The sequence below is a fragment of the Gordonia sp. G4 genome, assembly GCF_057770005.1.
This window is the reverse complement of record NZ_CM173442.1, coordinates 3,090,444-3,104,652: the sequence shown is the minus strand read 5'-3', so window position 1 is coordinate 3,104,652 and position 14,209 is coordinate 3,090,444. Positions and strand designations below refer to the sequence as shown.

15 protein-coding genes and 1 tRNA gene are annotated in these 14,209 nt (G+C 68.4%); 8 read left to right on the top strand and 8 right to left on the bottom strand.

The genetic code is table 11. The features are described 5' to 3' along the window. The first annotated feature begins 166 nt into the window (after positions 1–166). The 5 genes from AC3B5T_RS13860 to AC3B5T_RS13840 all read left to right on the top strand — a co-directional run bounded on the left by AC3B5T_RS13860 (position 167) and on the right by AC3B5T_RS13840 (position 5,244). Positions 167–1,201, top strand: a complete 1,035-nt coding sequence (locus AC3B5T_RS13860) for an AurF N-oxygenase family protein (protein ID WP_488357535.1) — start codon at positions 167–169, stop codon at positions 1,199–1,201. A 32-nt stretch (positions 1,202–1,233) separates the two neighbouring features. After that, positions 1,234–2,826 carry a 4Fe-4S binding protein gene (locus AC3B5T_RS13855; RefSeq protein WP_488357533.1) on the top strand — a complete coding sequence of 531 codons (1,593 nt, stop codon included), beginning with the start codon at positions 1,234–1,236 and terminating at the stop codon, positions 2,824–2,826. Between the two features lie 9 nt (positions 2,827–2,835). Then, positions 2,836–3,318 (top strand): hypothetical protein, encoded by a 483-nt coding sequence (locus tag AC3B5T_RS13850; RefSeq protein WP_488357531.1) that lies wholly within the window; start codon positions 2,836–2,838, stop codon positions 3,316–3,318. Next, positions 3,315–4,271: an EamA family transporter gene (locus AC3B5T_RS13845; protein ID WP_488357529.1), complete on the top strand. Its 957-nt coding sequence runs from the start codon at positions 3,315–3,317 to the stop codon at positions 4,269–4,271. Before AC3B5T_RS13850 ends, AC3B5T_RS13845 begins: the two co-directional genes overlap by 4 nt. A 145-nt stretch (positions 4,272–4,416) precedes the next feature. Further along, a complete protein-coding gene (locus AC3B5T_RS13840; RefSeq protein ID WP_488357527.1) occupies positions 4,417–5,244 on the top strand; it encodes a maleylpyruvate isomerase family mycothiol-dependent enzyme in 828 nt (275 codons plus the stop codon). A gap of 196 nt (positions 5,245–5,440) precedes the next feature. Here AC3B5T_RS13840 and AC3B5T_RS13835 read toward each other — a convergent pair whose 3' ends face one another. Both AC3B5T_RS13835 and AC3B5T_RS13830 read right to left on the bottom strand, forming a co-directional pair. Beyond that, positions 5,441–7,048 carry a DEAD/DEAH box helicase gene (locus AC3B5T_RS13835; RefSeq protein ID WP_055475363.1) on the bottom strand — a complete coding sequence of 536 codons (1,608 nt, stop codon included), beginning with the start codon at positions 7,046–7,048 and terminating at the stop codon, positions 5,441–5,443. 333 nt (positions 7,049–7,381) lie between these two features. Further along, positions 7,382–7,945 carry an XRE family transcriptional regulator gene (locus AC3B5T_RS13830; RefSeq protein WP_010843472.1) on the bottom strand — a complete coding sequence of 188 codons (564 nt, stop codon included), beginning with the start codon at positions 7,943–7,945 and terminating at the stop codon, positions 7,382–7,384. 57 nt (positions 7,946–8,002) lie between these two features. On the opposite strand from AC3B5T_RS13830, the gene AC3B5T_RS13825 reads away from it, so the two are divergent. Together AC3B5T_RS13825 and AC3B5T_RS13820 are read left to right on the top strand one after the other, a co-directional pair. Continuing rightward, positions 8,003–8,785: an AzlC family ABC transporter permease gene (locus tag AC3B5T_RS13825; RefSeq protein ID WP_488357525.1), complete on the top strand. Its 783-nt coding sequence runs from the start codon at positions 8,003–8,005 to the stop codon at positions 8,783–8,785. Beyond that, the gene (locus tag AC3B5T_RS13820) at positions 8,782–9,105 is read left to right on the top strand and encodes an AzlD domain-containing protein (protein WP_010843474.1); all 324 of its coding nucleotides are present in this window, start codon (positions 8,782–8,784) and stop codon (positions 9,103–9,105) included. Before AC3B5T_RS13825 ends, AC3B5T_RS13820 begins: the two co-directional genes overlap by 4 nt. 18 nt (positions 9,106–9,123) lie before the next feature. Here AC3B5T_RS13820 and AC3B5T_RS13815 read toward each other — a convergent pair whose 3' ends face one another. The 6 genes from AC3B5T_RS13815 to AC3B5T_RS13790 form a co-directional block, all read right to left on the bottom strand. Further along, positions 9,124–10,425: a family 1 glycosylhydrolase gene (locus AC3B5T_RS13815; protein WP_488358772.1), complete on the bottom strand. Its 1,302-nt coding sequence runs from the start codon at positions 10,423–10,425 to the stop codon at positions 9,124–9,126. A 44-nt stretch (positions 10,426–10,469) separates the two neighbouring features. Beyond that, the gene (locus tag AC3B5T_RS13810; protein WP_488357523.1) at positions 10,470–11,414 is read right to left on the bottom strand and encodes an esterase/lipase family protein; all 945 of its coding nucleotides are present in this window, start codon (positions 11,412–11,414) and stop codon (positions 10,470–10,472) included. A 110-nt stretch (positions 11,415–11,524) separates the two neighbouring features. After that, complete coding sequence (locus AC3B5T_RS13805) at positions 11,525–11,962, bottom strand: hypothetical protein (protein WP_010843477.1); 438 nt, start codon at positions 11,960–11,962, stop codon at positions 11,525–11,527. A 74-nt stretch (positions 11,963–12,036) separates the two neighbouring features. Beyond that, the gene (locus AC3B5T_RS13800; protein ID WP_010843478.1) at positions 12,037–12,462 is read right to left on the bottom strand and encodes a DUF5994 family protein; all 426 of its coding nucleotides are present in this window, start codon (positions 12,460–12,462) and stop codon (positions 12,037–12,039) included. 226 nt (positions 12,463–12,688) lie between these two features. Next, positions 12,689–13,144: a hypothetical protein gene (locus AC3B5T_RS13795; protein WP_488357522.1), complete on the bottom strand. Its 456-nt coding sequence runs from the start codon at positions 13,142–13,144 to the stop codon at positions 12,689–12,691. A gap of 110 nt (positions 13,145–13,254) precedes the next feature. Further along, positions 13,255–13,327, bottom strand: a tRNA-Ala gene (locus tag AC3B5T_RS13790). 86 nt (positions 13,328–13,413) lie between these two features. Here AC3B5T_RS13790 and AC3B5T_RS13785 point away from each other — a divergent pair. Continuing rightward, positions 13,414–14,157 carry a hypothetical protein gene (locus tag AC3B5T_RS13785; protein ID WP_014925903.1) on the top strand — a complete coding sequence of 248 codons (744 nt, stop codon included), beginning with the start codon at positions 13,414–13,416 and terminating at the stop codon, positions 14,155–14,157. Positions 14,158–14,209: the final 52 nt, after the last annotated feature.

Genomic DNA, 14,209 nt, shown 5'->3' with positions numbered 1-14,209 from the left:
AAGTCGCGCGTCGGCCGATGCGGCCGCCGGCACGTACACCGAGCCATCGTGCCGGTACCTAATGTGACATCGAGTGTTGACAAAGTAGGCGTCGCCGAAATACGTTCGGATCATCCGCTGTGGTCTGTTTCACCGACCGAGCCGCCCACCCCGAAGGGATGCGACGATGACGAAAGCACTGACCCCGACCGACCGGGAGCACGGGGCCCCCACCCGCTACGTGCCGCAGCACGACAAGTCCGGCAGCGACCACGACTACGGGCAGGTCCTCGACGATCTGTCCGCAGCCTCGGTCCATCGCAACTTCGATCCCTATGTCGACATCGACTGGGATGCGCCGCACATGGCGATCGTCGAGAACGACCCCCGGTGGATCCTGTCCTACGAGGTCGATCCCATCGGCCGTCACCCCTGGTACCAGCAGCTGCCGCAGGAAAAGCAGATCGAGATCGGCATGTGGCGTCAGGCCAATGTCGCGAAGGTCGGCCTGCAGTTCGAGTCGGTGCTGATCCGCGGACTGATGCAGTACAGCTTCAAACTCCCCAACGGTGCGCGCGAATTCCGTTACACGACGCACGAATCCAAGGAGGAGTGCAACCACACCCTGATGTTCCAGGAGTTCATCAACCGCACCGGGGTGGACGTGCCGGGCGCCAAGATCGGCTACCGGCTGATCTCTCCGTTCGTCCCGCTCGTCTCGACTGTCTTTCCCACCCTGTTCTTCTTCGGGGTCCTCGGCGGCGAGGAGCCGATCGACCACATCCAGAAGGACTTCCTGCGCACCCGTGCGAGCCTGCACCCGACGATGGCCGCGGTCATGCAGTTGCATGTCGCCGAAGAGGCACGCCACATCTCCTTCGCCCATCACCTGATCCGCGAGCAGGTTCCGCAGCGCGGACGCATCCAGCGGTTCCTGTTGTCGCTCATGCTCCCGCTGACGATGCGCATCCTCTGCGGCGCCATCGTGGTGCCCCCGCGGAGCTTCGCCAAGCGGTTCGACGTGCCCGACGAGGTCATGAAGGACATCTTCTGGCGCTCACCGGAATCAAAGCGGTTCCTGCGTAACGTGTTCGGCGACGTCCGCATGCTCGGTGAGCAGAGTGGGCTGATGAATCCCGTCTCGCGTCTGCTGTGGCGCGCGCTCGGTATCAGCGGCCGCCCCTCGCGGTTCCGCAGCGAACCCGCCTACACCGCGGCCTGAGCCGAACTCCACGCGAGTAGAACCCGAGACCAATGCCTCACGTCGTCACCCAGGCGTGCTGCGGTGACGCGTCGTGCGTGTACGCATGCCCCGTCAACTGCATCCACCCCACACCCGAAGAGCCCGATTTCGGCATCGCCGAGATGCTCTACATCGATCCCGCGACCTGCGTCGACTGCGGCGCCTGTGTCAGTGCGTGCCCGGTCGGCGCCATCGTCCCCGGACATCGCCTGCCGGCGGGCCAGGAACGGTTCGTCGAGGTCAACGCGACCCAGTACCACGATCCGGTCGACGGGGCCGCCCGCTTCCCCGTCGACCCCGCCCGTCGCCTGCCCCTCGCACCCATCGACCGTCCGCGGCAGCTGGCCGTCGACACCTCGATCTCCATCGGCATCGTGGGCTCCGGTCCCTCGGCGATGTACGCGGCCGACGAGCTGCTGCGGCAGCCGCAGATCTCGGTCACCATGTACGAACGCCTCGACCGGCCGTTCGGGCTGGCGCGCTTCGGCGTCGCGCCCGATCACCTGCACACGCGCAAGGTGATGCAGTTGTTCGACGACATCGCGCGCAACCCGCGTCTGGAGATCCTGCTCAACACCGAGGTCGGGCGTGATCTCACGCTGGCCGACCTGCGGGCCCGGCACCAGGGTGTCATCTGGGCCGGCGGCGCCCCGACGGACCGCCAACTCGCGCTGCCCGGCTTCGATCGACCGGGTGTGTCCAGCGCGACCTCCTTCGTGGGCTGGTACAACGGCCACCCCGACTTCACCGACCTCGAGGTCGACCTGGACACCGAGCGTGTCGTGGTCGTGGGCAACGGCAACGTCGCCCTCGATGTCGCGCGCATCCTTGTCGCCGACCCGGACACTCTCGCCGCGACCGACATCTCCCGTCCGGCCCTGGCGACACTGCGGGCCTCGTCGGTGCACGAGGTGGTCGTGATGGGCCGCCGCGGGCCCGCCCACGCGGCGTTCACCCTGCCCGAGCTCATCGGCCTGGTGGATTCGGGTGTCCCGGTCACCGTCGACGCCGCCGACCTCGCGTTGCCCGCACCTGCCGGCCTCGACGCCACCGTCCGCGCCAAACTCGAGATCCTCGCCGAGTGCGCCGCGCGCCCCGAACCCGACGGCCACCGAATCCGGTTGGCGTTCTTCACCTCGCCAGTGGAGGTGGCCGTCGGCCCGGACGGTCGCGCGAGCTCGCTGATCACTGGTCGCAACCGTCCCGTCCTCGACGACTCCGGAGTCGCGGTGGGCATCGAACCCACCGGCGACACCACCGCGCTCGGGACCGGACTGGTCCTCACCTCGGTCGGCTACCGCGGTGTCGCGGTCCCCGGTCTGCCGTTCGACGACGCTGCCGGGGTCATCCCGCACATCGACGGGCGTGTCCTCGACGGGACCGAACCCGTGCCGGGCATGTACGTGACGGGGTGGATCAAGCGCGGCCCGTCGGGCTTCATCGGCACCAACAAGACCGACTCCGCGCAGACCGTCGCGTCGTTGCTCGACGACCTCGAAGCGAGCGACCCAGACGTCTCGGCACCGCGCCGGCGTCGGCTCTTCGGCCGACGCCCGGGTGCCGCCTCGCCGTTGCCGGAGTCGACGGCGGGACCGCTGCACTAGATTGCAGCCATGGGGCCCGCGTATCAGCGCACCACCGTGCGCGCCGATCTGTCCGACCTACCCGCCGATGTCGCCGCCACGCTGCGCGACCACGCCGACTCCAAGCAGCTCACCGTCACCGATGACCTGCCGGCGTGGATCACCCGTAGCATCAACCCGCCGTCGACCTCGTTCCTCGGCAAGGTCTTCGGGCGACGCAGCAATCCGGTCGACCCCGACTCCGAACACCAGACACTGATCGTGCTGCACCCGACCCACCTGATCGTTGTCGTGTCCGGGGCGAAGCGCGGGGTCGCGGCGTTGTCGTGTCCGCTGGCCGTCGCGTCGATGTCGTCGACCCCCTCGGTTCCGGAATCGGACGGATTCTCGGTGACCGGGTTCGCCGGTGACGGCGGGCGTCCGGGCAGCTTCTACCTCGGGACCGGGGAGCCGGCCGGGCCGGAATGCCGCGACGCCGTGCACGCGGCCATCGTCGCAGCGAAGAATCCGTGACCGCCGCGAACACCGCCGTCTCGCGACCCGCCCTCGGTATCACGCTCGCCCTGATCTCATCGGCGTGCTTCGGTATCTCCGGCGTGCTGGCCCGGGCCATGATCGAGGCCGGGTGGTCGGCCGGCGCGACGGTCACGGTTCGCATCGCGCTCGGTGGTCTGGTGCTGGCCGTACCCGGCCTGCTCGCCTTCCGCGACCGTCGACAGCCCATCCCCCACCGGCCCAGCCGCCGGTCGTGGGCGGTGCTCGTCAGCTACGGGCTCCTCGCGGTGGCGGGCTGTCAGCTCGCCTACTTCTATGCGGTGACCTACCTGCAGGTCGGCGTCGCGTTGCTCATCGAGTACACCGCACCGGTCGCGGTGCTGGTGTGGATGTGGTTGCGGCACGGTCAGCGTCCGGGACGTGTCACCGTCCTCGGCGCGGCGCTCGCCATCGGTGGACTGGCCCTCGTCCTCGACCTGACCGGGGACGTCCCGATCAGTGCTGTCGGGGTGCTGTGGGCGCTCGCGGCGATGGTGGGGGCAGCGGCCTACTTCGTGATCTCGGCCGATGACCGCACGGGCTGGCCCCCGCTCAGCCTTGCCGCCGGCGGCCTGCTGATCGGGGCGCTGGCCCTGGTCGGCGCCGGACTGACCGGGCTCCTGCCGATGAGCACGACGACCGTTCCGGTTCGCGTCGGTGAGCTCGAGGTGGCCTGGTGGGTGCCGCTGGTCTTGCTCGGTGTGGTCTCGGCAGCCATGGCCTACGGGTTCGGCATCGCGGGTGGCCGTCTTCTCGGCGCCCGCGTGATGTCCTTCGTCGCGCTGTCCGAGGTGCTGTTCGCGGTGGTCTTCGCCTGGCTGGTTCTCGACGAGTTGCCGGCACCGATCCAACTCGCCGGCGGACTGCTCATCGTGCTCGGCGTCATCTGCGTCCGACTCGGCGAAGCCGTCCCGGCGCGGTCACGCGAATGAGAATCGTCCCGGCGCGGTCGCGCGAGTGAGAATCATTGTGCGCATTTGTGAATAATGTTGCGCACGTTGCACATCTGTCCACAGTTCGGCGTGTTGGAAAGGAATGTGTCGCACGTCGCAACGGGCCGGGGTAGTCTCGTGCCCCATGTGGGGGGAGGAACCACGCGCGACGGGGATGTTCTCGAGGTTTGACTACATCGACGCCGCGCTCACGACTGGAGATCGTTTCACCGATCTCGTGCTCGGTGTCGACGACCCCGACACCCGGCTCGCCGATGTCCCCGGGTGGACACTGACCGATTGCGTAGGTCATGTCGCGGTGGCACCGTCGCGCTTCCTCGAACTCGCCCGCGGCGAGGGCGAATGGTGCTCGTTGGCGGTCGACGTGCCCGACTTCAACGCCAAACAGATCGCCAACCTGCCCACCCGGGACGTGCGGCAACTGTGCCGTCGACTGGCCGACGACCTGCATGAGCTCGTCGATGAGGTCTCGCACTTTCACGCCCAGGTCCCCAAGATGCACTTCGACGGCGACCGCATCATCCGGGCCGACGCCGCCCTGGGTCTGCTGATCGGCGAGTTCGTGGTGCACGCCCACGACATCGCCCGAGCGGTCGGCGCCCGCTGGTGGGTCGAGCCCGAAGTGGTCCTGATGGTCATTCGTGCCCGCCAGCACATCCTGCCGAGCTGGGTCGATCCCGTGAACGCCGCCGGGCACTCCGCCACCTACGACATCCGGCTGCGCGGGTGCGGGGAACGCCACATCTACGAGTTCACCGACGGTGAGCTGCAGATCGATCCACCGGAACCACGCCGGCCCGACGTCCACATCAGCGTCGACCCGGCCACGGCCCTGCTCGCCGGCTACGGCCGCGTGTCACCGGGCTGGATAGGCCTCACCGGCAAGGGGATCGCCTGGGGCGCCCGCCCGTGGCTCGCCTCGCGGCTGGCCCAGCGGTTCCTGCCGGCCTGATCGGCAGGCCCGAACACGGGCGAGCCCTCCCCGCTCCCTGAGGTGCGAGGAGCGAAAGCGACGAGCCTCGAAGGGCGGCAACCGAAGTCACCGCCCCTCGAGGCTCGCTGCGCTCGCACCTCGGGGGACACAGAGGGCTCGCTGCGCTCGCCCTACGGCGAGCATTGTTGTTCGATTGTCGCGGCTGACGCCCCGGTCAGCGCCCGGCAGGCGAACCGGCCGGGCGGCTCACGCGGCGTCCCTGCCCGCGGCCGGTTGCTCGCGGCTGGTCGCCGGCACGCGAGTGTCCCGCGCCTCGACCCTGCCCGCCTGTCCGTGCTTCCGACGAGCGCGAACCGCCCGCGCGTGAGTCACTCCGGACCGGGCGGCCGCGGCCCTCGCCGCGTGTGCCGCGTGAGTCACTGCCACCGGCGCTTCGGTTCTCACCGCGGGCGCCGCCGTTACCGCCCTGGCCTCGGCCACGGCCACCGCGTCGACTCCCCTGTGACCGGCCACCCTGCGAGCGACCGCCCTGTGAGCCGCCACCCTGAGCGGAGCCGCCACGAGCGGCCTCTGCCGCGGCGCGTGCTGCAGCGGACACGCGGGGCGCGCGCTCGCCGACGAGTTCGTCGACGGCAGCCGATGTGGCGGCCACGGAGACGGGGGTCACCTTGATCTTGGCCTTGCGCAGCAGCTGCGCGACCTCGCGACGCTGCTCGTGCAGACAGACGGTGACCACGTCGCCGGCCGACCCGGCGCGAGCCGTACGGCCCGAGCGATGCAGGTATGCCTTGTGCTCGGCCGGCGGGTCGACGTGCACGACGAGTTCGATGCCGTCGACGTGTACGCCTCGCGCGGCGACGTCGGTGGCGACGAGGACCCGGATGTCACCCTGACCGAAAGCGGCGAGGTTGCGGTCACGCTGCGCCTGGCTGAGGTTGCCGTGCAGGTCGACGGCGGGGATGCCGGACTCGGTCAGCTTCTTGGCGAGCTTCTTGGCCTGGTGCTTGGTGCGCATGAACAGGATGCGGCGACCGGTGCCGGAGGCGAGTTCGGTGACGAGATCCTGCTTGTCCGACGAGGAGACCTCGAAGACGTGGTGGGTCATCGCGGCGACCGGCGACTCCGCCGAATCGACCGAATGCAACACCGGGTTGTCGAGGAAGCGCTTGGCGAGCTTGTCGACGCCGTTGTCCAGCGTGGCCGAGAACAGCATCCGCTGGCCGCCTGCGGGAGTCGCGGCCAGGATCTTGGTCACGACCGGCAGGAAGCCGAGGTCGGCCATGTGGTCGGCCTCGTCGATCACGGTGATCTCGACCTCGTCCAGACGGACGATGCCCTGGCGCATCAGGTCCTCGAGGCGTCCGGGGCAGGCGACGACGATGTCGACACCGCGGCGGAACGCCTGCTCCTGGCGGGTCTGCTTGACCCCGCCGAAGACGGTGGTGACGGTGAGCCCCACGGACGCGGCGAGAGGTTCGACGACGGCGGCGATCTGGGTCGCGAGTTCACGCGTCGGCGCCAGGATCAGGCCGGTGGGTGCTCCCACGTAACGCTTGACCTGCATCTCGGCCAGACCGGCGACGAGAGGGATGGAGAAGGCGAGGGTCTTGCCGGAGCCGGTCTTGCCGCGGCCCAGGACATCCTTGCCGTCGAGGGTGTCCGGCAGGGTGTCTGCCTGGATCGGAAAGGCGTCGGTCTTGCCCTGCGAGGCGAGAACCTTGACGAGTTCGGCTGGAACACCGAGCGATTCGAACGACACTCCCGGAGACACCGCAGCGGCGTCGGAAGAGGTGGTCGTCGGGTTTTCGAGTACAGCAGTCATGTGGTGTGCAGGTGTCTTCCTGTGCTTGGCACGCGAACAGCACGACTGACGTGCGAGGGCGGTGCCGGTGGCGAACACGCGGGTGCGCGAGCTCGTTCGCCGTATGAAGTCAATGGCAGGTGGCCGACCGGTGTCGGAATCTCCAACCTGCGAGAGAGGCGTTCTACGACGCTAGACGCGGCCGGTACGGGCGCATCACTTTCAGCAACAGTACGCGTCGGTAATCGATACCGCGAATCGCTGTGATGCAGGTCGCGTTTGGAACCGTGGGCGACGGCCCCGGACTGCGCGACCACGGCACGCCATCGAAACCCCTACACGACAACACAGTTGTCAGAACGCCTCGTTCAGCATGACCGCGACGGTGCCGGGTTCGAGTGCGTCGAAGACGTGCTCGACGTCGCCGGGGTAAGAGATGTAGTCGCCGGCCGATAGAACCTCGGCGGCGGCGGTGGGGCCGAGACGCGCACGGCCGCAACTGATCACGACGTGCTCGATCATTCCGCGAGCGTGCGGTGCCGACACCCTGGGTTTGCCCGGCTCCGCCCGGATGACGTACAAGTCGCGCCTCGATCCCGGCGCCGCGGTGGACAGCAGTGTGGCCGAGTAGTCGGCATCCGCGGCCGGGATCACCGGCCCCTCACCGAAACGGATGACCTCGACGGTCGGCGTCGGCGAGTCCAACAGCGCCGAGAACTGCACCCCCAACGCCGTCGAGAGGGCCCACAGCGTCTCCACGCTCGGGTTCCCCTCCCCCGATTCGAGCTGGGACAGCGTCGACTTCCCGATGCCGGCACGACGCGCGAGTTCGGTCAGGGACAGACCGGCCCGTGTGCGTTCCCGTTTCAGCGACGCGGCGACGAGTTCTTTCGGGTTCACCGATCGTGCTTCGTTCATCAAACCGTCCGATCGTCCATCTTGACGAACACACAACAACTGTTCACTATGATAGTCATGCGTTCGGCTTGGAGAACACTCGACACGGCGACCCTGCGCGCCGTCGTGGTGATGTCTCTGTCGGTCCTCGTCATCGGCACGTCGTACGGGGTGGCTGCGCACGGCGCGGGTCTTGCTCTCTGGCAGATCGTGCTGGTCGCCACGGTGGTGCTCGCCGGGTCGTCGGAGTTCGTCTTCGTCGGCGTCCTGGCCGCCGGCGGGGTGCCGATCCTGGCGGCGCTGGCGGGCTTGCTGGTCAACACGCGCAACTTCGGATACGGCCTAGCCGTGGGAAAGCACCTGCGCGGCACCCCCGAGATCCTCCTGGGCGCCCACCTCATCAACGACGAGACGGCCGCACTGGCGACCGCCGAATCCGACCCGCGTCGTGCACGCGCCGCCTTCCTGTTGTGCGGACTGGGGGTTCTCGTCGCGTGGCCGGCCGGTGCGGCCTTGGGCGCCACCCTCGGCGGCGTCGTGGCCGATCCGGCGAAGCTCGGCCTCGACGCCGCGTTCCCCGCCCTGCTCGCCGCACTGGCCATCCCGGCCCTTCGCGACGGCGCGACCTGGGCGGCGGTGACCGTCGGCGCCGCGGTGGCCGTGGCGTCGACGCCTTTCCTTCCCGCAGGATTGCCGATCATCGGTGCGCTCGGAGGGTTCGCCGCCCTGGAGACAGTCCGCCGGTCTCGCGAAGCGTCTCTGCGCGCACCGGAAACCGCCGGCACGGGAACCGACGCCGCCGGGGAAAGCGCGTCGGCCCGGGACATGCTCGGGCACAACAGTGTTCGGAGTAGGCGATGAACGCCGGGATCTCGCTGGCCGTCGGCATCACGCTGCTCGCGGTCGGCACCTACGCGATGCGCGCGGCCGGACCTGTTCTGCGGAACCGGATCTCGGTGTCGGAGGCGACCGAGAAGCTGATGGACCGGGCGACGGTCGTCCTGCTCGTCGCCGTCGCGCTGACCGGTACGTTCTTCATCGACCACGACTTCGCCGGATGGGCGCGGCCCGCGGGCGTGACGGTCGGGGTGATCGCGGCGCTGCTGAAAGCGCCCCTCGCCGTCGTGGTCATCCTCGCCGCCGCCACCGCGGCGGGATTGCGAGCACTCGGCGTCGCCTGACGTCCGGGTCGGGAAATGTCACCGGACGATGGCCGGGCTCGTACAGCTGTCCGGCACGGCGACCAGCGAACACGCCACCGGCAGCCGCGTCGGACGATAACCGCTGCGCACGCCGCTGTCACGGGTGATCTCACGGTAGGCGGCGACCGCGTCGGTCGGGTGACGGGTCAGACTCGGATCGCGTTGCGCGTCGACGGTGTACAGGCCGAAACGTGAATCGAAGTCGCCCCACTCGTAGTTGTCGGTGAGACTCCAGTAGTTGTAGGACACCACGTCGATGCCGTCCTGACGCGCGCGCTGCAGCCAGTACACGGTGTCGCGGAGATGGTCGGCGCGGCGATAACCGTCTGGCCGCCGACCCCGCGGGTCGGTGGCCAGACCGTTCTCGATCACCCGGATCTGCTCACCCGGAAACTGCTCCGCCACATGACGAAGCACGTAGTAGATGCTCTCCGGCGCCTGCGAACTCTTCCAGAACTCGCCCGAAGCACCGTTGGCGACCGAAGCGTCGGTGACCGAGAAGGAGTAGTAGTGGTCGACACCCACGAAATCGAGGGTGTCCCGCATACGTTGCGGGAACACCGATTCGAGCCACGTCTGGACGCCGGCGATCGGGTAGTAGGCCATGTTCGACGACACCTGGGCGCCGGGCTGGACACGATGGATGTGACGGTAGATCGCCCGGTGCGCCGTCACGATCCCGTCCGCCATGAGCCCCACGTTCTGTGGTGCCACTCCCCCGTACATCAGTTCGCGCCTAACGTATTCGGTGGGCTCGTTGAAGGTGATCCACAGCGGATCGGCCCACGAGTACCGGTCCACCACACGCTCGGCGAACCGCACGAGGTCGGCAGACATCTGCGGGCGGTTCCAGCCGCCGAGATCGACCGCCCAGCCCGGATGCACCCAGTGGTTGAGGGTGATCATGGGTCGCATCCCGGCGTCGACGACCGCCCGGATCACCCGGTCGTAGAACGCCCAGCCGGCCGGATCGTCCCGGCCGCGCGACGGCTCCACCCGCGACCACTCGACCGAGGTCCGGTAGATACCCACCCCGAGACTCTCGGCACGAGCGATGTCCTCGGCGTAGCGATGAGTGAAGTCGACGGCATTGCCGACGCGATGGGCGACCCGGCCCTGATCGCCGTAACGCACCCAATTCGAGTCCCGGTTGTACCCTTCGGACTGGAAACCCGATTGGGCGACCCCGAATTCGAAGGCAGAACCGAGCGATGGCACGCTCGCCGACGCCGTCCCGACGCCGCCGAGTCCGCAGATCGCGATGAGCGTCGCGGCCGCCGCGATGGCCACGACTCCGATCCGCACTCGCCTGGGTCCGCCACCGGAACGTCGCCGGCGCGTGCTCAGAACGGACTCCCGGTGATGGGTGCGGCACGATCACACGGAACCGTCCGCGGATTCGCCGGGTCGAGCGCGTTGAGTACGAAGAATGCCGCGCGGCGCGACCCCGCGATTCCCGCGTGCTCGGTGTAGTCGACCGAACACCCGTCCTGCACAACGATGTTGCGCACGTTCGGGCCGCCCGGCGGCAACCCGAGAGTGTATGGCACGACGAGCTCGTCGTACCGCGTGGCGATGTTGGTGTACCGGATCGACGGCAGGTAGAAGCCACCGGCGGCGATCTTGCGCAGCACCTGGGCACCGGGGTCCAGCTGGGCACAGGCCTGGCAGAACGGCACCTGCTCGGGCCGTAGTCCGAGGGACCGGACGATCGGCATGATCACGTCGTTTCCGCCGACGCCGGAACCCCGCCACGCCGGCGCCAGCGACACGTAGTTGTCGATGGCATTCCGTCCGCCGAGGTACTTCGCGTAGTACGCGGGCACCACGGTGCCCTGGGAGTGGCCCACGATGTCGACCTGGGTCGCCCCGGTGGCCCGGCGAACTCTGTCCACGAAGGCACCGAACTGGGCAGCACTCCGCGTCATCTCGCCCATACCGCCGATCGCGCTGATCGGCCACGGCGCACCAGTGACCGCACCATAGGTCAGCGCGAACACGCAGTAGCCCTCGTTCTTCAGCAGGGGGACATAGGTTCCCCAGTTGGTCTGCTGCGACCCGCCCGTCCCGTGGACCAGGATGACCGGATTGGGATGGCGTGCGGACGGCCGGCAGTCCCAGTCATTCGAGCCGGGTAACGAGCCGCCCGGGTCGGTCAGTTCATTCGGGATGCCGGCCAGGAAGTTGTACGTGACCGGCAGCGTGTCGGCACGGGCCGGTGCCACGGACACCACCAGCACCCCGATGACGGCGACGACCAGGCCCCACAGGGTCCTCGGCGATCTCATGGACGAAAGCTAACAAACCGTCTCAGGCCGGGACGTGCGTTTGGGTGGACCCGTCGGGGCGAGTTCGATCGTGGTGCGTGCAGGGGCACACCCGCGGCACGCCACTCAGCTCACGACGAGGGTTCTTCGTCGCGATGCCGGATGTCGCGGATGGTCGCGACCGCCGAGGCGAACACGAGTACGAAACCCAGCACGAGAAGCGTGACCGCGGCATAGTGCATGATCTGCTCATAGTGCCCGACGTCGAACTGCTCGGCCGCTATGCGCAGGCCGACCACCACGAGCCAGGCGAGAAATGCCATCGTCAGAGCCCGACGTTGGAAGACCGCGCTCCGCCGTCGGTGCTCGTACTCACCGAGTTCGTCGATGGCGTCGACGACGATGCCGCTCATCCGTGCATGTGCCGGTGAGTCATGCGGCAACTTGGCCAGGATGTCGACCTTCTGCGCGAGCTTTTGATGCCGGTCGTTGGCGTCGAGTCGTGCGATGACCGCACCGATCACCGCCACGAGCAACGTCCCGGCGAACGTCAGCATCGCGGCGGTCATGAGCGAAATTTACACCGGGCCGCTCGGCAGCGGGTGCCGAAGTCAGCGCGACGGGCGTTGCCCTTCGACGCGGTTCAGCGGACGGCTGGGGCCGCGTGGCTACCCGCACGGACCAGGATGCGCTCGGCACGTCGATACTCGAGCGAGTGGCACTGACCGCCCGGCGCGGCGGTGTCGCTTGCCTGCCGTAAGAGGATGGCCGCCAGCGACGACGCCGTCCGCGGCGGGATGACCAGGAGCATCACGGTATTGCTTCCGCACGTGAGTGTCATCAGCGGCGGCATCTCCGGCGAGTCCGGTGAATCGAGGCCCGGAAGGCGGCGGAAGCTGCTCCAGTTCACGTCGATTCCGCTGACCTCGCCGATCTGAGGGCGAGCGGCCGCGAGCATGCCCGGCAGTTCCTCGGCGAGGCGCAAGGTGTACGGGTACCAAGCCCCGTTGATCGCGGCGGCGGGATCCAGGCCGAACCGGACCCGGGGCGGGCCGAGCAGCGGCTTCATCGCCGATCTCCGGTGTACGCGAGCCCTTGCGGGCGGGTGCTCACGACACGTGAACCGATCATCACCGTTGCCACCTGACTTGGTCACGCGAAGAGTGACCATTCGACACCGGCGACGCCGACAGGAGTCTGTCAGATGTTCGATCCAGTTGCCTGAAGTGTACTCCCGGCACCCGTCACGGGCGCACCGCCGCGACGACGAGTCCGTGTCGTGCGGACCGGCCTGGTCAGCGCGCGTCGCTGACCTCGCGGGCAATACGCAGCGCCGCCGGCACGTGCCCGACGGCGAGGACCACAGCCGACGCCCCGAGCCACGGATTGCGCAGGCAGCCCGCCGCGGCGACGAACACCAGCACCGGCAGGACGGCCATCGGAACCGGCACACCCCAGACCGGTCGATACAGGGCCGCCACCGGCCGTCCCGTCCGGAGATAGCGAACCCACAGCGCGTAGTAACCGGCCAGGCCGGCGACCGTCGGCACCGACCACCACCACGCCGGCTCTCCCGGGAGCGTGATCGCCGGGACGACCAGGCACATCACCTGACCGAGACGCTCGAGTCCGCTCATCCACGACGGGATCGCGGGCTGCGGAAGCGGCGTACGTGGCGGGAACCAGATCAACAACAGATTCGGCGCCAGAACGGCGAGCCCGACCACCAAGCCCCACGGCGAAAAGCCCACACCCGATGCTAAGCGCGGAGAACTCCTGCGCCGAAGCCGCAGCGGCCGGCCGCACACAACGAAAACACCCTGCCGGCCGATGGGCCCGCAGGGTGCGTCGTCGAAACTTGTGGAGCTATGGGGAATCGAACCCCAGACCTACTCGATGCGAACGAGTCGCGCTACCAACTGCGCCATAGCCCCGGGAGGTCTCGCGACCAACCGCGAGCCACTTTATCAGCCCGGGGTCGTCGAATCCCAAACGGCCGGTCCGCCACTAGGCTGGACGCGTGCCCAAGATGTCTGATCAGCAGTTGGCCGGAGTTCTCGACAACGTGGTGGGGGTGATCAACCCCGTCCTCGATGCCCTCGCCGAGCGGGATCCGCTCGGGCTGAAGGGCCACACCTTCCACGACGACGACCATCCCGAGTCGCGTCTGCAGCAAGCCCAGCACGCCGCGGCGAAGGTGCTCGACGTCGCGGAATGGCCCGGCACCAAGGGCTGGTCCGAGCGGTCGATGCACAAGCGCGCGAGCTGGTGGGTGACCCGTATCGGCACCCTGAACACCGGTGCCGTGGCGTTCCCGGGGGTCTTCGGGGTGTGGGCGAAACGGTTGCCGATCACCCCGTATCTCGGCTTCGCCAATCAGGCCATGGTGCTGGTCGCGATCGCCCGCGAGTACGAGGTCACCGACCGCAAGCGACAGGTCCAGCTGCTCGCGTCGGTGCTCTGCAAGCGCGACCTCACGAACCCGGACGTCACCGCCGGGTCCGGGAAGTCCCTGCCGTCCGAACCCAAGGAACGCGAGAGATCGTTGTTCGCGGCGATCTGGGATGCGGCGAAGTTGCTCCGCGCGGTCGACGACGAATTCGAGAAGCGCCCGCAGCCGATGGCGCTGTTCCGGATGCTCGCCTACATCCCCGTCATCGGGGCTCCCGCAACCTATCTCGGTGAACGATTCGCGCTGTCGAAGGCCGCGAAAGCCGGTCAGGCGTGGCTGGATTCGCACGGCAAGCCGGCGCTGACCACGTAGCCGAAACCCTCGGCCCAGCAACAGTTCAGCAGTAGGTATCGGTGGGCGATAC